The 17,625-nt window shown below is 69.5% G+C and carries 14 protein-coding genes and 1 tRNA gene; 1 reads left to right on the forward strand and 14 read right to left on the reverse strand.

From position 1 onward, the window contains the following. Nucleotides 1-71: 71 nt before the first annotated feature. The 10 genes from ACJ8AN_RS35795 to ACJ8AN_RS35840 form a co-directional block, all read right to left on the reverse strand. Complete coding sequence (locus tag ACJ8AN_RS35795; protein WP_407760068.1) at nucleotides 72-1,859, reverse strand: T6SS phospholipase effector Tle1-like catalytic domain-containing protein; 1,788 nt, start codon at nucleotides 1,857-1,859, stop codon at nucleotides 72-74. An 85-nt stretch (nucleotides 1,860-1,944) separates the two neighbouring features. After that, the gene (locus ACJ8AN_RS35800; protein WP_407760069.1) at nucleotides 1,945-2,499 is read right to left on the reverse strand and encodes a DUF3304 domain-containing protein; all 555 of its coding nucleotides are present in this window, start codon (nucleotides 2,497-2,499) and stop codon (nucleotides 1,945-1,947) included. Beyond that, entirely contained in the window at nucleotides 2,489-3,103 is a 615-nt protein-coding gene (locus tag ACJ8AN_RS35805; RefSeq protein ID WP_407760070.1) for a DUF3304 domain-containing protein, read from the reverse strand. Before ACJ8AN_RS35805 ends, ACJ8AN_RS35800 begins: the two co-directional genes overlap by 11 nt. A 154-nt stretch (nucleotides 3,104-3,257) precedes the next feature. Continuing rightward, the gene (locus tag ACJ8AN_RS35810) at nucleotides 3,258-4,064 is read right to left on the reverse strand and encodes an ABC transporter ATP-binding protein (RefSeq protein ID WP_407760071.1); all 807 of its coding nucleotides are present in this window, start codon (nucleotides 4,062-4,064) and stop codon (nucleotides 3,258-3,260) included. Nucleotides 4,065-4,191: 127 nt separating this feature from the next. Continuing rightward, nucleotides 4,192-4,503 carry a hypothetical protein gene (locus tag ACJ8AN_RS35815; protein WP_407760072.1) on the reverse strand — a complete coding sequence of 104 codons (312 nt, stop codon included), beginning with the start codon at nucleotides 4,501-4,503 and terminating at the stop codon, nucleotides 4,192-4,194. An 88-nt stretch (nucleotides 4,504-4,591) separates the two neighbouring features. Beyond that, complete coding sequence (locus ACJ8AN_RS35820) at nucleotides 4,592-5,179, reverse strand: thioredoxin family protein (RefSeq protein WP_407760073.1); 588 nt, start codon at nucleotides 5,177-5,179, stop codon at nucleotides 4,592-4,594. Between the two features lie 66 nt (nucleotides 5,180-5,245). Beyond that, nucleotides 5,246-7,468: a protein-disulfide reductase DsbD family protein gene (locus tag ACJ8AN_RS35825; protein ID WP_407760074.1), complete on the reverse strand. Its 2,223-nt coding sequence runs from the start codon at nucleotides 7,466-7,468 to the stop codon at nucleotides 5,246-5,248. Nucleotides 7,469-7,679: 211 nt separating this feature from the next. Beyond that, nucleotides 7,680-8,924, reverse strand: coding sequence for a vWA domain-containing protein (locus tag ACJ8AN_RS35830; RefSeq protein ID WP_407760075.1), 1,245 nt, complete (start codon nucleotides 8,922-8,924; stop codon nucleotides 7,680-7,682). 82 nt (nucleotides 8,925-9,006) lie between these two features. Next, nucleotides 9,007-10,428, reverse strand: a complete 1,422-nt coding sequence (locus ACJ8AN_RS35835; RefSeq protein ID WP_407760076.1) for an AAA family ATPase — start codon at nucleotides 10,426-10,428, stop codon at nucleotides 9,007-9,009. A gap of 118 nt (nucleotides 10,429-10,546) precedes the next feature. Then, entirely contained in the window at nucleotides 10,547-10,711 is a 165-nt protein-coding gene (locus ACJ8AN_RS35840) for a hypothetical protein (RefSeq protein WP_407760077.1), read from the reverse strand. Between the two features lie 561 nt (nucleotides 10,712-11,272). On the opposite strand from ACJ8AN_RS35840, the gene ACJ8AN_RS35845 reads away from it, so the two are divergent. Further along, a complete protein-coding gene (locus tag ACJ8AN_RS35845; protein WP_407760078.1) occupies nucleotides 11,273-13,468 on the forward strand; it encodes a (Fe-S)-binding protein in 2,196 nt (731 codons plus the stop codon). A 110-nt stretch (nucleotides 13,469-13,578) separates the two neighbouring features. Here the strand turns inward: ACJ8AN_RS35845 and ACJ8AN_RS35850 are convergent, their stop codons facing one another. From ACJ8AN_RS35850 to ACJ8AN_RS35865, 4 genes are all read right to left on the reverse strand, one after another. Next, the gene (locus ACJ8AN_RS35850; protein WP_407760079.1) at nucleotides 13,579-14,544 is read right to left on the reverse strand and encodes a hypothetical protein; all 966 of its coding nucleotides are present in this window, start codon (nucleotides 14,542-14,544) and stop codon (nucleotides 13,579-13,581) included. A 136-nt stretch (nucleotides 14,545-14,680) separates the two neighbouring features. Then, nucleotides 14,681-15,214 carry a non-proteolytic archaemetzincin-like protein gene (locus ACJ8AN_RS35855; protein WP_407760080.1) on the reverse strand — a complete coding sequence of 178 codons (534 nt, stop codon included), beginning with the start codon at nucleotides 15,212-15,214 and terminating at the stop codon, nucleotides 14,681-14,683. Between the two features lie 35 nt (nucleotides 15,215-15,249). Next, nucleotides 15,250-15,323, reverse strand: a tRNA-Gln gene (locus ACJ8AN_RS35860). 127 nt (nucleotides 15,324-15,450) lie between these two features. Then, the gene (locus ACJ8AN_RS35865) at nucleotides 15,451-17,493 is read right to left on the reverse strand and encodes an MASE1 domain-containing protein (protein ID WP_407760081.1); all 2,043 of its coding nucleotides are present in this window, start codon (nucleotides 17,491-17,493) and stop codon (nucleotides 15,451-15,453) included. Between the last annotated feature and the right edge of the window lie 132 nt (nucleotides 17,494-17,625).

Raw genomic sequence — 17,625 nt, forward strand, 5'->3', positions numbered from 1 at the left:
GTATGCCGGTGAAGCACGTCTGCCGCGACGGAGTGCTCCGGGCCTGGAGCACCCCTCCGCGAACGCTGGGCTCAACCGAGGGCGGAGGACGGAGCACCCCGCCGCAGAGGCGAATTCATGGCGTACGGCAGCTTCTGGTCCCCGCCGATGTAGATGACACGGGGATCGGAAGGCAGGGTGGCGTCCTTGGCGAAACCCACCAGGGAATCGTGAACGTGGAGCTCGAAGAACGTGAGGAGTTCCTGGTTACGCAGTCCTTGCCCGCGCTCGTACTGGGCCTCGTACGCATCGAGCACCGCCCTGTAGTGCGGGCGCAACCTGTCCCGTCCCTTCTTCTTGGCAAAGGCTTGGAGCTTGCGCGCATCCATCACGAGCTGCCGGTCATAGATGTACGCGTTGTGCGCGTATTCGCCGTCCGAGCTCGGCATCGTGTCCAGGAAGGTCTTCTGGGTGAGGTACTCGTCTTCCTTCTGGTCCGCGAGCTTCGACTCTTCCTCGTACATCTTCTGCCCGGGGCCGAACATCCACGCCCCCGACTCACGGAGCTGCTTGGCCATGACCTTGTGGCTATTGGCCTCGCTGCGCAGCGAACTCGTGAGTTGGGTCAACCGGCTCTGCTCCTTCGCCCAACCCTGCTCGAAGGCCTTGAGGACGGTCTGGTCTCGCGTAGGCGTGCCCTCAATGCTGGTATACGCCTTGTAGAAGCGCCACTGGTAGTAGAGCCGCATGTGGGACAGAACCATGTCGCCCAAAGACTTGCCGCCCCAGCCCACGGTATCCATGTAGAGCTTGAAGCGGCGGCTCATCGTTTCAAAGGCCGCCTTGCTGGCGGGGTCCTCCGCGAAGTCACTCTTCAGCAGCGCCGAGGGCATTTCCGGCAGCAGGGGAACGCCGGCCCGGATTGCCTCGGCACGCATGGCCCGCAGCGGCACCAGGCTCAGCAGAGAGCCAGGGAACTGGCTTCGCGCCCCCTCTCCCAGCCGATAGCCACCACCCACATCCGAGTGAGCGCCGGGATAGACCACCTCCCGGCAGTTGCTCGGGTACTTCCCGCCCTGGGCGAGGCTATCGAGCGGGAAGGAATTGCGAATCTCATGGGCCGCCGCCATGTGGAGGCAATCCTCGACCATTTCGGGGATGCGAAGGTCATCCGCCCAGCTCATATGGCCGTTGGACATGCCTGACGCCGGGTCCGCGCCGGGAGCCCCTCCAAATACAAAGGCAAGCTCATCGAGCGTACTTCCGTACATGTGGCGGCACTTCAGCACCTGTTGCAAGTCCAGTGCGCCAGTCGTCAGGTCGAGCGACTGCCAGTTGTTCACCCCCATGGGCACACCGACCGACGCCACGGTATCGAATAGCCCCATGAAGTACAGGCGGACCGGAGACTTTCCCTGCTTGTGCGAGAAGCGCCAGGTGCCGTCGGCCCCGCGCTCGCAGCGGTCCGCGACCATCCGCGCGAAAGCGCGTGCCAGCGCGGCGCCGCGAGAAAAGCCGAACAGAGACAGGTGAACCGTGCGGCCCTTGCTCTGGCCGACGCGCTCTTCGAACCGGCGCATGGCCCAATCCAGACGCGCCGTGCCCATTCCACCGAAGGCGAGTCCCAGGTCCGTTCCGCCCGGGTCTCCAATCTCCTTGAAGCGCGTGCCGAGCCCGGGGATGTAATAACTGAACAACCCCCGAGTCGAGTCGCTCTGAGGATGCGCTCGGAACAAACGCGCTACGTTGCTGTGCTCGTCATTTCCAACATCCGCATCCAGGTTGTTGCCCGTGCCATCGAAGAAAAAAGCAACCTTGACTCCCTGCGAAGTGGGAGCGGTGGGAGCCTTGCCGAAGACGCTGCTCTTCGCCTCGGGCACACGCCCGGTCTTGTCTGCACTCTTGCTCGCAAGAGATGCTGATTGACTCAAGTTCACCGAGGACTGCAGTTTCGTTGACTCGCCATTAGTAGCCATCTTTGCACCTCGCGGTCTGCTCGTCCGCCACGGTGTTACCTGATTCCTTGCGCTGCCCTGGATTGAAGTCTTGCAACTTCAACTTCGGCTCGGCGTAATCCTCTGTGATCTCGGCCTCGATGTGCCCGTCAGGGAAGAAATGCACGCCCAGGTGGCGAGGATTGGCTGGAACCGGGCCGGAGAGCAGTGCTTCCTTCTCGCACCAGCGCTTCCGGTCTCGCGTCCACTTGATGGTCAGTTGCACCGGCAGCTTCGTGCCCGGCCTGAAGCTCACACAGCACACGCCCTTTCCTCCCCCCGAGGTCGGAGAGCTGACGAAGAGGTTTCCCCCGCCCTGGCCGTTCACCTCGAAGCTGTCGATGTACAGATCGGTGTAGTTGAAGCCGTTGATTTCCAGCGAGACGGCCTGGGTGATGGCAGGTGCCTCCTCCGCCGGTTTCTCTTCGGTCTTCGGCTTGTTGCAGGCCACCAGCACCGCCAGCCCTACGAGCAGCAAGCGCCCGTGCGCTGCGCACGGCAATCTAGACTCGTCGTTAGTAGCCATCCTTGCACCGCGCAGTCTGCTCGTCCGCCACGGTGTTACCCGACTTCTTGCGCTCGCCCCGGTCAACTCGCTCCAGCCGCAACTTCGGCTCCGGATCGTCCTCTGTGATCTCGGCCTCGATGTGCCCGTCAGGGAAGAAATGCACCCCGAGGTAGCGAGGATTGGCTGGAACCGGCCCGGAGAGCAGCGCTTCTTTCTCGCACCAGCGCTTCCGGTCTCGCGTCCATTTGATGGTCAGTGGCACCGGCAGCTTCGTGCCCGGCCTGAAGCTCACGCAACACACGCCCCCACCACCGCCCGAGGTCGGAGAGCTGACGAAGAGGTTTCCCCCGCCCTGGCCGTTCACCTCGAAGCTGTCGATGTACAGATCGGTGTAGTTGAAGCCGTTGATTTCCAGCGAGACGGCCTGGGTGATGGCAGGTGCCTCCTCCGCCGGTTTCTCTTCGGTCTTCGGTTTGTTGCAGGCCACCAGCACCGCCAGCCCCATGAGCAGCAAGCGCCCGTGCGCCGCACGTGAGAAGCCCCAAGCCTGATGGCGGCTCGCGGAGTTGATGGGCATCACGCTCCCCCGAGCGGGTAGCACGTCGAAAATGAAGGACTTCATCGGGTCCTGAATCCGCGTTTCCGCGCATTGATTGCACTGCCGCGAGCCAGGTCACCCGGCCCCCCCCTGCTCCATCGTCATCTTCAGTGGCGGGCGTCGTCCTGTCAACGCACCGGTCCCAGCACGTCCCCAGGAGTCCAGAGGACCATCGAAGTCACTTCGTCCCCTCGGGAGGCGCGCGGTTCTTCGAGCGGCGCGCCAGCCAGTTGCGCAGGAAGGCCTTCACCTCCGGGTGGTGGGACTCGCGGAACGAGTCGGGCGGACCCGAGGCGACGATGCGCCCCTCGTGCATGAGGGCGAGCGTGTCGGCCATGCCAAAGGCAGACGCCACGTCCGGCGTAATCACCAGCGATGTCGCCCCGAGCTCCTTCTTGGCCGTCATGATGATGTCGTTGACGGCGGCCGTGGTGAGCGGATCCAACCCGGCCGTGGGGTCGTCGTAGAGCAGGATTCTCGGCCGGAGGATGGTGGCGCGCGCGAAGCCCACGCGCTTCTGCATGCCGCCGGACAGCTCGCCCGGAAAGCGCTGCGCCGCGTGCGACAGCCCCACCATGCCCAGCGTCTTGTTCACCGTCTCGTGGATCTGCTCCTCGGGCAGGTCCGTGCGCTCTCGCAGGGGGAACGCCACGTTGTCGAAGACGGTCAGCGAGTCGAAGAGCGCATTGGCCTGGAAGAGGATGCCCAGGTTGCGGCGCATCTGGTTCAGCGCGGACTCGTCCATCTGGGCCACGTCCTGGCCCTCCACGAGCACCGTGCCCCGGTCCGACCGCAGCAGGCCCATGATGTGCTTCATCAGCACCGACTTGCCCGAGCCGGAGATTCCCAGCAGCACGACGGTGGCGCCCTCGGGCACCACGAGGTCCACACCCCGCAGGGCCTCCTGGCCGCCGAAGGATTTGTGGAGGTCTCTCACCTCGATGGTCAGCTTGCGCAGTACCGGCTCGCCGCTCGTGTCGCTCATCGCCGCACCAGCCTAGTTCAAACCGCCGCGGCCGGCTCAGCCCTCGGAAGCGGGGGCGGACCCCCGGAACGCATCCGGCTTGCCGGGCACCTCCCAGCTCGGTAGGTCCGGTACCCTCTCGTGCCGCTCACCGCGCGCGAAGGTCGAAGATCAAGAAGTACGGAACGCGCGTCGCATCCGCCAGCTTGGGACACCGGGCCAGTGCCTCGGGCCGGCTCGCGACCTGGCGGCTGAACCAGCCCTGACCGCAGCCGAGGTCGAGCACCTCCAGGCCGGTCACCTCTCCGCAGGCCTCCAGCAGTGCCGGTCCGTGCAGCTCCACGCGGTAGTAGTCGAGCCCACTCTCGACGAAGTGATTCCACGCGTCCGCCGACTCATCCCAGTACGAATGACTCAGCTCTTCGTCGGCTTCGGGAGAGGCAGGTGGGCGCTCGGCCATGGCCTCAACCTACCAGCCACCCGCTCCCGGTGCGCGGGCGCGCGGGCCCCCGCGCCCACTCGGGACGCGAGGGCCTCACGGACTCAAACTAGCTCTTGTACTTCACCGAGCAGCCATACGACTCGGTGGTGGAGGCCGGCACCGGCTTGCCGGACAGGAGCGCGTCCACCGCCGTCTTCACGTAGTTGGTGGTGCCCTCCTTCTTGTTGCCGCGCGGGTCGTCGTCGATGGCGCCCGCGTAGCGCAGCACGCCCTTCTCATCAATCACATACATGTGCGGCGTCGTCTTGGCGCCGTACGACTTGCCCACCGTGCCGCTCGGGTCCTGCAGCACCGGGTAGCTGAAGCCCTTCTCCTTCTTCCACGCCGCGGCCACGTCCGGCGTGTGGCTCGCCGAGGAGTCCACCGCCAGCCACACCACCTTCTTGGCGTCGAAGCCCGAGAGCGTCTTCTGCATGGTGCCCGCCGTGTAGTGGCGCTTCACGAAGGGGCACTCGGGGTTGGTCCACTCCAGCACGACGACCTTGCCCTTGTACTGCGCCAGCGAGTGCTCCTTGCCGGCCTCGTCCTTGAGGGTGAAGGCCGGAGCGGGCTCGCCCACCTCGGCGGTGTCGGCGGCCAGGGCCACCACGGGCAACATCACGACGAGGGCGACTGCGGTGAAGAGGGACTTCATTCGCTCTGCTCTCCTTGTGAGGGTACAGCGGAAGGAATCCGCGCCGCTCGGATGCGCGAGGGGCCGCTACGTCGCGTCGGCCATTCGCTTCGCCGCGCGGCGCACGGCCTCGACGACGGAATCGGTGGTGAGGAGCTCGGGCAGCACCTCGGGCTTGCCGGGCGAGGCCGGGCTCACCACCAGGTACATGGGCACTCCGGCGCGGCCGAACTCGGCCAGCTTGGCGCTGATGCGCGCGTCGCGCCGCGTCCAGTCCGCCACGAAGAAGGCCACCTTGTGCTGCGCGAAGGCCGTCCGCACGTCCTCGCGCGTGAGCACCGTGCGCTCGTTGAACTTGCAGGTGAGGCACCAGTCCGCCGTGAAGTCGATGAAGACGGGCTGCCCCGCCTCCAGCGCCGCGGCCACCGCCGCCTCGTCCCACGGCTGCGCCTCGCCCACCGCCGAGGCCCTGCGCACGGCCGGCCCCGTCTCGTCGAAGCGCAGCGAGAGCACGCCGCCCACGGCCAGCACCGCCACCACCGCCGCCACGCCCGCCGCCTTGCGCCCGCCCGACGCGCCCTGCGCCAGCCCGTACAGCCACGCGCCCAGGCCCACCACCGCGAGGAAGGCGAGCAGCCGCGCCATACCGTCCACGCCGGTGAGGCCGCCCATCACCCACACCAGCCACACGGTGGTGGCGAGCAGCGCGAAGCCGAGCAGTTGCTTGCCGCGCTCCATCCACGCGCCCGGCTTGGGGAGGAGCTTCGTCAGGCCGGGCACCAGCACCAGCACGCAGAAGGGCAGCGCGAGGCCGAGCCCCAGCATGAGGAAGGTGGCCAGCACCGTGCCCGTGCCCGCCGCCAGCGCGAAGCCCACCGCGGTGCCCAGCAGCGGCGCCGAGCACGGGGTGGCCAGCACCACCGCCAGCACGCCCTCGCCCGCGCTGCGCGCCAGGCCGTGGCTCGAGTCCACCTTCTCCACCAGGGCCGTGCCGTCCGTGCCCACGGTGAAGACGCCGAAGAGGTTGAGGGCGAAGGCCACCAGCACCGCGGCCACCGCGGCGACGAAGAGCGGCTCCTGGAATTGGAAGCCCCAGCCCACGCTGTGCCCACCAGCGCGCAGGCCGAGCACCGCCAGCGCCAGCGCCAGCAGCGAGCCCACGATGCCGCCCGCGTACGCGAGCGCATGCAGCGCCACCTGGCCGCGCTCGGCATGCACCGTGCGGGTGAAGCCGTACGCCTTGAGGGCCAGCACCGGGAAGACACACGGCATGAGGTTGAGCAGCGCGCCCCCGAGGAACGCGAAGAGCAGCACCAGCCCCAGCGACAGCGAGGACTCGGGCGCCGTCTTCACGGCGGGCGCACTCCCGGGAGGAGCGGCCACCACGGGCGCCAACGGCAGGTTCAACGTCAGCGAGGGATGACCCGCGCTGGCCGGGCCCAGACGCAGCACCCCCACGAAGCGGGGCTCCTGCGCGGGCACATCCGGACCCAGCTGCCCCTCCAACGCGAAGGTGCCGGGCTTGCCGGCCACGGGCGAGAGGGCCACGTGCGCGATGCCCTTGATGCGCTCGGGGACGAAGAAGTCCTTCTCCACCGTGGGCAGCGGTTGGCCCTTGGGCGCCGTCACGGTGAGGGTGCCGGTGAAGGGCTTGCCGGCGGTGAGCGGCTTCGTGTCGAGCGTGAGCGCCACCACGTGGCCAGCGCTCTCGGGCGTCACCGGCACGCGCGCGCGGGCCGCGTCGAAGAGGGCGGCGTGCTCGGGGTCCGGCCGCGTCTCGGTGCCCAGGGGCACGCCGCGGGTGAGCATGAGCTGCGCGGGCAGGCAGCGCGTCTCGCACACGAGGATGTCCGCCGCGGCCGACAGCTGCGCCGAGCCCGTGAGCTTGTCGGAGACATGGGCCTCGGCGTAGAGGAGCACCTCGTCGCCGTAGCCATACGAGGTGATGAAGCCGTCCGGGGTGCGGAAGGTGATGGGCGTGGGCCACTGGAGCTCGCCCACGGTGGTGCCCGGAGTGTCCCAGACGATTTCCGAGGCCAGGCCCGCGTCGCCCGGGTTCTTCCAGTAGATGTGCCAGCCCGGGTCCATGCGGAAGCGCACGCCGACGCGGAAGGAGTCACCCGGCTTCACCTGGGAGACGTCGGTGAGGAGCGCGGCCTCCACGCGCGGGTTGCCCTGGTCCGCAGCGCCTGTGGCCGTGGCGGTGGCCGGCACTTCCGCCCGAGCCAGGCCCGAGCCGAGGCAGAGCCCCAGCACCGCGAAGAAGAGAACACCCAGCCCGCTCGAACGTCGTACCCGCAGCTGCCTCATGAGCCTCCCGTTAACCCACCGGAGTGCCGACCGCCAGCCTCACGGCCGTGGATTGGCGCCCATCAACCCTCCGGGCAGGCGGGCATTCCCGGGCAGCCCGCCCCGGTGGTGGAGGGAGTACGTGCGAGCGGAGGAGCCGGTTACAGCACTGCCCGCCTGCTGGCCCGTCGGCTGAAGCTGGGGATTTCGTGGAGCCGTGCCGGCTCCGCGCTCAGCTCCCCGCCTTGCGCGCGGGGAGGACGGGCACGGGCTGGATGACGCTCAAGCCCGTGCGTGCGTCCGCGGCCCTCGCCCGGCGCACCACCAACGCGGGCACCTCTCCCGCGCGCTTCTCCACCGCCACCCGCAGGTCCGCCAGCCGCTCCACGTGCCGCTTCGCCGGCACCTCCTCCACCGCCAGCCGCACCAGCTCGCGCAGCCCCTCCTCCGCCTCCGACAGCGACTTCTCCGCGGCGATTGGATTGCGCCGCAGCAGCGCCTTCCACGCCGCCGATTCGGCCGCCACCAGGTCCAACTCCACGCCCACCGCGCGGATGAAGCGGCCCTCGGGGCTGTCCGGCAGCACTCGCTGCACCGGCACCGCCACGCGCCGCGTGTCCCCGTTCTCCGTCCACGTCGTCGTCACCCCGAGCGTCCAGTCCGCCAGCTCCAACCGCCCGGTGAAGAGCGCCCGCCGCGGAAACGCCTGCGAGAGCGAGCCCAGCCCCGCGCTCAGCGCATCCCCGTCCACCCGCGCCGGGTAGCGGTGACGGCACAGCAGCTCGCTGAAACCGCTCGGCTTCACGTACACGCGGGCGTCGGTGCCCACCTCGCCGTAGAGCTCGGCCACCAGCGCCGCGGCGGCCACCGGCAGGCCCTCGGCGTCGTCCACGTGGGTGAAGCTCGTGCCCGAGGGGGCCGTGAGCGCCTCGAGAATCTCCGGCAGGTAGTGCCGCCCCAGCCCCAGCGCATGCAGCGTCAGCCCGGACTCGGCCACCTTCGTGCCCAGCGTGCGGAAGTCCGCCAGCGCGCGCAGGCCCACCGACGGCTCGCCATCCGTGAGCATCAACAGCTTCGGCCGCGCCCCGGGGATGAACAGCCGGCGCACCGCGGCCGCGCCCGACTCCACCGCCTCGTGCAGCGCCGTGCCCTCGCCCGCCTGTAGCCCCGAGAGCGTCTCGGCGAGGTCCGCCCGCGCCTCCTTGTCCATGAGGCGCAGCGGCACGAGCTGCTCGGGCACCCCGTCGAAGGTGAGCAGCCCGAGGTAGTCCTTCGGCCCCGCGCGCTCGACGAGCAGTTGCGCGGCCTCCACCGCCGCCGCCAGGGGCGCGCCCCGCATGGAAGCACTGCGGTCCAGCACGAGGTTCATCGCCACGGGAGCACGGGGCGCATCCGACTCGGCCTCCACGGTGACGAGCAGATGCACATTCCGGCCACGCTCTCCATCGCGCTCGACCGCCCAGGCCGTCAGCTTCATCGCTTCATCCTCCGTGCGAGGCACTGGCGTGCACCCCGCGACTGCCGCGTCCCCCAGTATCGCCGACCTGGGCGCCGGGCGCCTACTCCGGTGCCCCAGCGGGCCCTCGCCGGGAGAGCACCGCGCGCCCGTCCACCTTCTCCAGCACGGCCACCGCCTCGAGAGGTAACCCGGCGAGCAGCTCGGGCGAATGCGTGGCCACGAGCACCTGGCTCGCCTCCGAGGCCCGCCGCAGCAGCGAGGCCAGCACGGGCAGTGCGCGCGGGGGCAGCCCCAGCTCCGGCCCGTCGAGGCCCACGAGCGGCGCCAGCAGGGGCGAGAGGCACAGCGCCGCCAAGCATAGCAGGCGCAGCGTCCCGTCGGAGAGGTGCGCCAGCGTCAGCTCCTCGCGCACGCCGGCCTCGCGCCACACGCCGATGACCGTGCCCGGCCCGCCCCGGGGTTTCACCGAGAGCGCGTGGAAGGACGGAAGCACGGCACGCAGGAGCGCCTCGAGCTCCCGCCAGCGCTCGGGGTGCTCCACCATCAGGTGGAAGAGCACGGCGCTCAGGTTGGAGCCATCCGGCGCGAGCACGGGCTCGGGCTCCGAGGGGACGGGCCGCCGGAGCACCGCGCCGCGCGACACGTCGAAGCCCGGGTAGAAGCGCCAGCCGGAGACGAACGCACGCACGCTGTCGGCCACGCGCAGGGCGGGCTCCAATCCGCCGCTCAGCGCGAGCGCATCCGGAGCCAGCACGAGGGGCACCGACAGCACGCGGGGCCTCGGAGGTCCCCATGTCGCGGTGTGCACCGTGCCCTGCCCGTTCTGGCGCTCGAGGAAGGTGAAGGCCTCCGACTCCTGGCCGCTCGCGTCCGTCTCCAGCCCGGCGAGCCGCTCCGAGGTGACGCGGGGCACGCCCGCGGGCCCGCCGAGGCTCACCGCGTACCGCAACGCCCGGCCGGAGCCGCTCGTGAGGCGCAGGGAGAGGTGGAGGCGCTCGGGGAGGCGCGCGTCCGGCCCCGAGGGGAGCGCTGCCCCCATGGCGCGGGAGAGCAGGGCCAGACACTCGAGGAGCGCGGACTTGCCCGAGCCCGGCTCGCCGGTGAGGACGGTGAGCGGGCCCGGCCGCACGTCGAGTCCCTGGAGCACCCGGAAGCCGTCCACGTGCAGCGCCGAGAGGTGGAGGGGCAACTCCAGCGGCCCCTGGGCCTCGAGCCGCGCGCGCACCGAGGCGAAGGACTCCGTCTCCAGCACGGCGGGCGAGAGCTGGATGGCCCCCACGAGCCCCGCGTCATCCCCGAAGAGCACCTCGGCGAGCTCCAATTCCGAGGCGAAGCGCTCCAGCGTCTGGGCCACCTCGGAGGCGGGCAGGCCCGACAGCTCGCCGAGCTCCTCGGCGGTCCACGTCCTGGCGCGGTTGCGCCGCCAGGCCTCCTTCAACGCGGGCAGCAGCCGGTCGAAGTGCGCGTATTCGGTGCTCGAGGGATTGGGATTGGGAGACCCCACGCGGGGGGGAGGATACACGGAGCCGCGGATTCCATCTCCGGAACGGGTGCCTGGGTGCACCGGCTCGACGGAGAGACGCGCTCCCCTGCTTCACACTGCCGCCCCCGCGCCTCGTGCCGACGCGGGGGCCCTGGCGCTATTCGGCGTCGTAGCCGCCGTAGGCATCATCGGCGCCCCACAGCCGGCCACCGGGGTTGCCTCGCACCACCACGATGGACCCCGTCGACTCCTCGTCCTCGCCGCCCGGAACGACGTACTCCAGCCCCTCGTCATCCATGTACGTCGACTCGTCGTGCACCATGGCTTCCTCCTGGGCGCTCTCCGTGCTGCTCCGGGTCGCCGGCCGTCTGGCTCGCCGCCCCTGGGGCGCCCCCGCTCGGTCACCTGGAGCCCACCCCATGTGGTGCTCCTTCCCAACGCCGTTGACCGATTTACCAAACAGGGTGACCACTGCCCGGCTCGGTGTAAAGCCCTCGGCGTCCCAAGCGACCGGCTCCGTCTCGTAGTGCACGCCTGCTTGCTTTTACACAACGGCTTGTGGCAGCCCGCCCGATCTGTCCGGAAGACGAACCGGGCGGGCCCCTGACGCAGACGCGCCGCGACCGGGCCCGGCCGAGGGCCGACCAGGCGAGCAGCATCCGCGAGCCACGCGGCCCTAAGGCGGGCGAGGTTGTGCGGTCAACGTTGCGCCGCTCGGAGCACGTGCAGGCTATTCCGGCAGTAGAAACACTGCCCCCGCCGAGCCAGACGCCCGCTTGATTCGAGAATCAATCTTGTTAGGGTTGCAGGGTTACAGCCTTGCCGCAGCGCGGCATTCGAATTCCCCACCCCCGCGGACCTTCGCGAGGTTCACTGAACCGACATGAGTCCCATCATCACTGGCCTCCTCCTCGCCGTCGGACTCTCCATCTTCGTCATGACCATGGCCGGGCGCATCGGCGTCCTGCTGGCGATGAAGCCGGAGAACCGGCTGGACAACCTTCCCCAGCGAGCCGCGGCGCTGTTGCGCTTCGGGCTCGGGCAGCAGCGCATGGTGGACCGGGAGGAATTCACCCCGGGCTCCATGCACGTGCTCATCTTCGCGGCGTTCATGGTGCTGGCGCTGCGCACCGTCATGATGTTCGTGATGGGCTTCTCGGACACGGCCCTCGCGGTGCTCACCGACCTGACCGACCCGTTCTGGGCGGGCAAGGAGGGGCTGCTCAACGCCTACCGCGTGTACCTGCTGGCCAAGGACGTGGTGGCGGTGGGCGCGCTGCTGGGCTGCGCCTACTTCGTCTACGCGCGCGCCGTCGTGAAGCCCGACCGCATGAGCCCCTCGTGGGAGGCCTACCTCATCCTCGGGTTCATCTCGGGGCTGATGATTACCGAGTTCCTCTTCGGTGGCAGCCACATGGTGCCGCGTGAGCAGACGATGCCGCTGGCCACGAGCAACTTCGTGTGGTGGGAGCCGGCCACGGGCGCGGTGGGCATGGCGATGCGGCCGCTGGGTTGGACGGTGGCGCACGTGCTGGGCGTGGCGGGCTTCTGGATCCACCTCTCCATCATCCTCGCGTTCCTCAACTTCCTGCCGGTGGGCAAGCACTTCCACGTGATTACGGGCCTGCCCAACGTGTTCTTCCTGCGGCTGGGCCAGGGCCAGCGCAACACGCAGAGCGCGAAGCTGCCCACGCCGAACCTGGAGAAGGAGGAGTTCGGCACCGCGACGCTGAAGGATCTCACGTGGAAGCAGGGCCTGGACCTGTACTCGTGCACCGAGTGCGGCCGCTGCCAGACGCACTGCCCCACGTACATCACCGGCAAGCCACTCACGCACAAGGGTGTGAACCAGGACCTGAAGCACTGGGCGTGGGAGCATGAGATGTGGATTGAGGAGGGCCGCGGGCCCTCGGGCACCACCGAGCCCCTGCCGGAAATCATCGGCAGCGCGCTGAAGGCGGAGACGGTATGGGCGTGCACGAGCTGCGGCTGGTGCGAGACGGCATGCCCGGTGTTCATCGAGAACGTGCCGCGCCTCATCGACATGCGCCGCTACCAGGTGCAGGTGAAGGCGGAGTTCCCGCAGGAAATCCAGCGCGTGTTCGAGGGCATCGAGCGCCAGGGAAACCCCTGGGGCCTGGGCCAGGACAAGCGCGACGAGTGGGCGGAGGACCTCGCGCTGCCGACCTGGGGTGACGGCGGCACGTACGAGTACCTCTTCTTCGTGGGCTGCGCGGGCAGCTACGACGACAAGCAGAAGAAGGTGAGCCGGGCGCTGGTGAAGATCATGCGCGAGGCGGGCGTGAGCTTCGCGACGCTGTCCAAGCAGGAGATGTGCAACGGCGACACCGCGCGCCGTCTGGGCAACGAGTACCTGTACCAGACGATGGCCAAGACGAACGTCGAGAGCTGGAACGCGATGGGCGTGAAGGCGGTGATTACGCAGTGCCCGCACTGCTTCAACACCATCAAGAACGAGTACCCGGAGTTCGGCGGCGAGTACCGGGTCATCAACCACACGCAGCTCATCAACGAGCTGCTGAAGGAGAAGCGCATCAAGCTCTCCGCGGTGATGAGCACGAAGCTGACGTACCACGACCCGTGCTACCTGGGCCGGCACAACGGGGTGTACGACGCGCCGCGCGAGGTGCTGAAGGCGATTCCGGGGCTCGAGGTGGTGGAGATGCAGCGCAGCCAGCGCGAGGGCTTCTGCTGCGGCGCGGGTGGCGGGCGGATGTGGATGGAGGAGCACATCGGCACGCGCATCAACCACAACCGGCTGAACGAGGCGGCGCTGACGCTCAAGCACGCCGAGGACCCGAGCACGCCGTACCCGGACGCGACGGACAAGAAGAAGCCGGGCCTGGTGGGCGAGTACAAGGAGAAGGGCGGCACGGGCGTGGTGGCGGTGGCGTGTCCGTTCTGCGCGACGATGCTCAAGGACGCGGTGAACGACACGGGCCGCGAGGAGAACATCAAGGTGAAGGACATCACCGAGCTCGTCGCCGACGCGCTCGAGGTGAAGAAGGGCACGGGCACGGTGGCCCCCAGTGTCGCCGTGAGCGCCAAGCCCGAGTAACCCCAGCAACCGCGTAGCACCCGGAGGCCCGGAGACCCGAAGAAGGTCCCCGGGCCTTCGTGCATCCGGGGCCAGGAGCCGCCAGCCCCGGGCCCCGGCCGCCCACGCGACTAGAAGCCGCCGTAGAAGGGCTCCATGGCGCTCGGCACCACGAGGGTGCCCGTGCTGCCCTGTGCCGCGGCGCTGATGCGGTAGATCTGATCCGCGCCACCCGAGTTGGACAGGAAGCCCACCTCGGTGTTGCCGCGCCAGCTCGGGAAGCGGTCCTCCACGGACTCACCCACGTAGTCCGTCACCATCGTCACCGGGCCGAGCGTCTGGCCGATGGGCGCCACGAAGATGCGCGAGCCGCCGCTGCTGATGCGCCCGTCGAAGGCCACCTTGGTGCCATCGGGCGACACCACCGCGCGGTTCGTCACATACAGGGCCTCGTTGCCCAGGCTGTAGGAGAGGACGTTCGGAGCGGCACCGCTCAGCGGCACCTGGATGAGGGTGTTGAACTGGTCCCGGATGGTGCCCGTGGTGGCCAGCACGCTCTGCCCGTTGGCGAAGAAGGACGCCGCGCCGACGTAGGAGTAGCCGCCGGTGTTGAGGAACTGGGCGCCGCTGCCATCCACGTTCACGCGCGCCAGCGTCGAGCTGTTGCCCTTGTACACGGTGAAGACGAGGGTGTTGCTGTCCGGGCTGAAGGCGGGCAGGCGCAGGTTGGAGCAGCCGGTGCAGCCCGGGGTGGTGATGGAGAACACCGTGGAGGGCGTGCCCTGGCCCGTGGTGGGCACGGTGCGCAACTCCACCGTGGCGCCCGCCTTGTACACGAAGGCCACCAGGCGGCCGCTGCGCGACAGGGTGGGCTCGTACGCCCCGCCCTGCGTGGTGAGCTGCAGCGGGAGCGTGACGCTCACGTCCCACGTGTCGTCCACCGCGTACACGTTGCGGTCGCTCTTCACGTAGACGAAGCCGCGGGTGAAGCTGCCACCGGCCGTGCCGCCACCACCGTCATCGAGGTCGAAGGGCTCGCACGCCGCCGCCAGCCCCGCCACCGCCGCCAGTCCGACAATCCGCAACAACGCCTTCATACGCTCGTGCTCCTGTTCCGTCCGGCCTCGAAGAGAGACGCCCCGCTGCTCCGGGACCGCCGCGCATGGAGACGCCCATGCGGGCGCGGCATTCAAACACGAGTGGGTGGGGGGCGCGCGCCAGCGGCTGGCGCGGCTACCGGTTGAGCTTGTTCAGCTCATTGCGGCAGTTGTTGCACAGCGACATCTGCTTGCGGTCGCAGTCCTGCGGCGCCTGGGCGAAGAACATCACGCACCGCGCGTCCTCGCAGTAGGACAGCCCCAGCAGGTGCCCGGCCTGGTGCACCGCCTCCACCTGGAGCCGGCGCCGGAACTGCTCGGCGTCCACGCCCTGGCGCAGCCGGAAGAGGCTGAGCACGGCGCTCTTGGACTCGCGGTCCGCCTCGCCCAGCACGTAGGGCGAATCCGGCACGAAGAGGTCCACGTCGGTGACCCCCAGCACCATCGAGCACCCCGGCTCGAGCACCGTCACCAACCGGCGCATGATGGCGTTGCAGTGGTACTGGCTCCGGTCCTTGTTGAAGGCGTAGGCCGGAGTGGGGAGCACCGTCTTGCTCACCACCGCGCGCAGGCCGAGCTGCAACGCGATGGGATCCTCCAATTCCCGCAGGAGCACCGGCGGCGGGCTACCCACGGACACCAGCTGGAGAACCTTATGCGGCTGCGTCATCGGCCCACCGTCCTTGGGCATCACGGGAAGAAGGGTGGCTGGGGCGCAAGGATTCGAACCTTGATAATCAGATTCAAAGTCTGACGTCCTGCCATTAGACGACGCCCCAGCAAGAACGCACGGTTACAGCCTGTCCCCTGAGTCTATGCCATCCGGTTGGAGTCGGAAACATTTCCGTGCGTCGGTTGCCTCCAGGACAACGGGCGGAGCTGGCGGGTAGGCCCTTGTCCCCCTGCTCACCAGGTGGGGGGGGGGCCCGCGGGCGGGAGGAGCCAGCCGGAGGACTCGGGCTCCGAGGCGGACTCGGCGGCATGGGCCGGCGCCAGCGGCGAGGCGGGCAGCTCCAGGACGAAGGTGGCCCCCTCGCCGGGCTGGCTGGAGACCCGGATGGAACCGCCGTGGGCCTCGATGATGCGCCGGGTGAGGAAGAGGCCCAGCCCCAGGCCGCCGTACTCCCGCGAGGACACCGCCCGCTCGAAGCGGCCGAAGATGCGCCGCAGCGCCTCCGGTGTCACCCCAATCCCATGGTCCGTCACCACGATGCGGGCCCGCTCCTGCCCCGGCTCCACCCTCAGCTCGATGGGCCGGCCCGCGCCGAACTTCAGCGCGTTGGCCAGCAGGTGGGTGAGGGCCTGCCGCAGCCGCGCCCGGTCCCACTGGCCCATGACGCGCTGCGGGGCGCGGACGGACACCTCGCAGCCGGCGCGCTCCAGCTCCTCGGAGCAGTGGTCCACCACGTCGTGCACCAGCTGGCCCAGGTCCATCGGCTCGCGCTCCAGCCGCAGCTCGCCGGTGTTGATGCGCCCCATGTCCAGCAGGCCCTCCACCAGCCGCTCCAGGCGTGACACCTGCCGGGCCACCCGGTGGAAGCGCTCGAGGAGCGACTCGGCGTCGGACTCGGGGGCCTGCCCCAGCAGACGCAACAGGCTCTGCATCTGCAACTTGAGGGCGGTGAGCGGGGTGCGCAGCTCGTGCGCGGCGATGGAGATGAACTCGTCGCGCGCGTGGATGGCCGTCTGGAACTGCCCCAGCAGGCGCGCGTTCTCCAGCGCGAGCGAGCAGTGGTGGGCCAGGTCCTCGACGAAGTCCACCGTGCGCGAGCGCGCCAGGTGGGTGTGCCCGCCATACACCAGGGCCATGCCCCCCAGCGTGCGCCCCTGGTGGTGGATGCGCGCCAGCACCGACGCCCCCTCCGGGCCGAGCACGCGCCGCGAGGGCTCCGGCAACTGCCGCACCTGCGCGAGCAGCGGGCCCGCGTCGTCCTCGGACAGCCCCATCCGCACCACCGGGACGAAGCGCCCGTCCTCGTCCGCCAGCCACACGGCGAAACCGGTGACGAGCTCCGGCACGAGCAGCCGGGCCACGCGCGGCAGGGTGGCCCTCGGGTCCAACGACTCGGCGAGCACCGCGCCCGCCTCGGCCAGCAACCGCTGGGAGCGCTCCACCTGCTGCCGGTCCGAGGCCATGGTGGCCAGGGTGAGCGTGGACAGGCTCGCCACGGCGAGGAAGAGCTGCACCGCGAGCACGCGCTCGGAGAGGGAGCCGGGCAGCACGCCGAAGGGCCCCTGCTGCGCGGCGGTGTGCACGACGGCGAACGTCATCAGCACCGCGGTGGCGGTGGCCGCGCCCCGCGCCCCCAGCCGCAGCGCCGCCCAGAGGATGAAGGGCAGGCACAGGTAGGGCAGCGACAGGAGGATGCCGTGGGGCGAGCGCACCCCAAAGGCAACGTGCGCCACGAGCGCCAGCAACAGCAGGCATCCCGCCAGCTCCAGCCTCTCTTGGGGCCACCGGGCCCGACGGCGCTCGGCCGTCCAGGTGAGCAGCAGGGGGGCGATCAGCAATGCGCCCAGGCCATCGGCGAGGTACCAGTCGAGCCAGCCCCGCCAGAAGGCCTCGGCACCGAGGCCCGGCTTGAAGAGCGCGACGGCGCCCATGCCCAGGGTGGCACTGGGCAGGGGGCCGAGCAGACCTCCGGCGATGACGAGCGCCACCACGTCCCGGGGCCGGGAGAAGCGCACCGGCGTGTCCATCCAACGGCGCATCAGCCACGCCCCGACGAGGGTGCGCAGGCAGTTTCCGAGCGCCCAGAGGACGGCCATGTCCAAGGGGTCCCCGTAGAGGGGCACCAGCATGAGCTCCGCGAGGAAGATGGCGAGCAGGTACACCGGCCAGCGCCGCTTCCGGGCGCGGAGGAAGACGGCGAGCGTCAGCCCTCCGGGCAGCCACACCGCGGCGCTCTCCTGGGGCGGAAAGACGAAGAAGGCGCTGAGGGCCTTCATTCCACAGAAGGCTCCGAAGAGCAGAACGGCGCGCCCCGCCACCTCCCCCGCCTGCCCGAGCGCCCTTCCCTGTCCCATCAAAGCCATCGAGTTGCCCCCGGAAATAAGGGTATGCATGAGCAACATCCGGCG

The sequence above is a fragment of the Archangium sp. genome (genome assembly GCF_045802675.1).
In the GTDB taxonomy this organism is placed as follows: domain Bacteria; phylum Myxococcota; class Myxococcia; order Myxococcales; family Myxococcaceae; genus Archangium.

Excerpts from the sequence above, each read along its gene's own strand:
- ACJ8AN_RS35800 (WP_407760069.1), bottom strand. The coding sequence starts at position 2,499 with ATGGCTACTAACGACGAGTCTAGATTGCCGTGCGCAGCGCACGGGCGC.
- ACJ8AN_RS35805 (WP_407760070.1), bottom strand. The coding sequence starts at position 3,103 with ATGAAGTCCTTCATTTTCGACGTGCTACCCGCTCGGGGGAGCGTGATG.
- ACJ8AN_RS35810 (WP_407760071.1), bottom strand. The coding sequence starts at position 4,064 with ATGAGCGACACGAGCGGCGAGCCGGTACTGCGCAAGCTGACCATCGAG.
- ACJ8AN_RS35815 (WP_407760072.1), bottom strand. The coding sequence starts at position 4,503 with ATGGCCGAGCGCCCACCTGCCTCTCCCGAAGCCGACGAAGAGCTGAGT.
- ACJ8AN_RS35820 (WP_407760073.1), bottom strand. The coding sequence starts at position 5,179 with ATGAAGTCCCTCTTCACCGCAGTCGCCCTCGTCGTGATGTTGCCCGTG.
- ACJ8AN_RS35825 (WP_407760074.1), bottom strand. The coding sequence starts at position 7,468 with ATGAGGCAGCTGCGGGTACGACGTTCGAGCGGGCTGGGTGTTCTCTTC.
- ACJ8AN_RS35830 (WP_407760075.1), bottom strand. The coding sequence starts at position 8,924 with ATGAAGCTGACGGCCTGGGCGGTCGAGCGCGATGGAGAGCGTGGCCGG.
- ACJ8AN_RS35840 (WP_407760077.1), bottom strand. The coding sequence starts at position 10,711 with ATGGTGCACGACGAGTCGACGTACATGGATGACGAGGGGCTGGAGTAC.
- ACJ8AN_RS35845 (WP_407760078.1), top strand. The coding sequence starts at position 11,273 with ATGAGTCCCATCATCACTGGCCTCCTCCTCGCCGTCGGACTCTCCATC.
- ACJ8AN_RS35850 (WP_407760079.1), bottom strand. The coding sequence starts at position 14,544 with ATGAAGGCGTTGTTGCGGATTGTCGGACTGGCGGCGGTGGCGGGGCTG.
- ACJ8AN_RS35855 (WP_407760080.1), bottom strand. The coding sequence starts at position 15,214 with ATGACGCAGCCGCATAAGGTTCTCCAGCTGGTGTCCGTGGGTAGCCCG.
- ACJ8AN_RS35865 (WP_407760081.1), bottom strand. The coding sequence starts at position 17,493 with ATGAAGGCCCTCAGCGCCTTCTTCGTCTTTCCGCCCCAGGAGAGCGCC.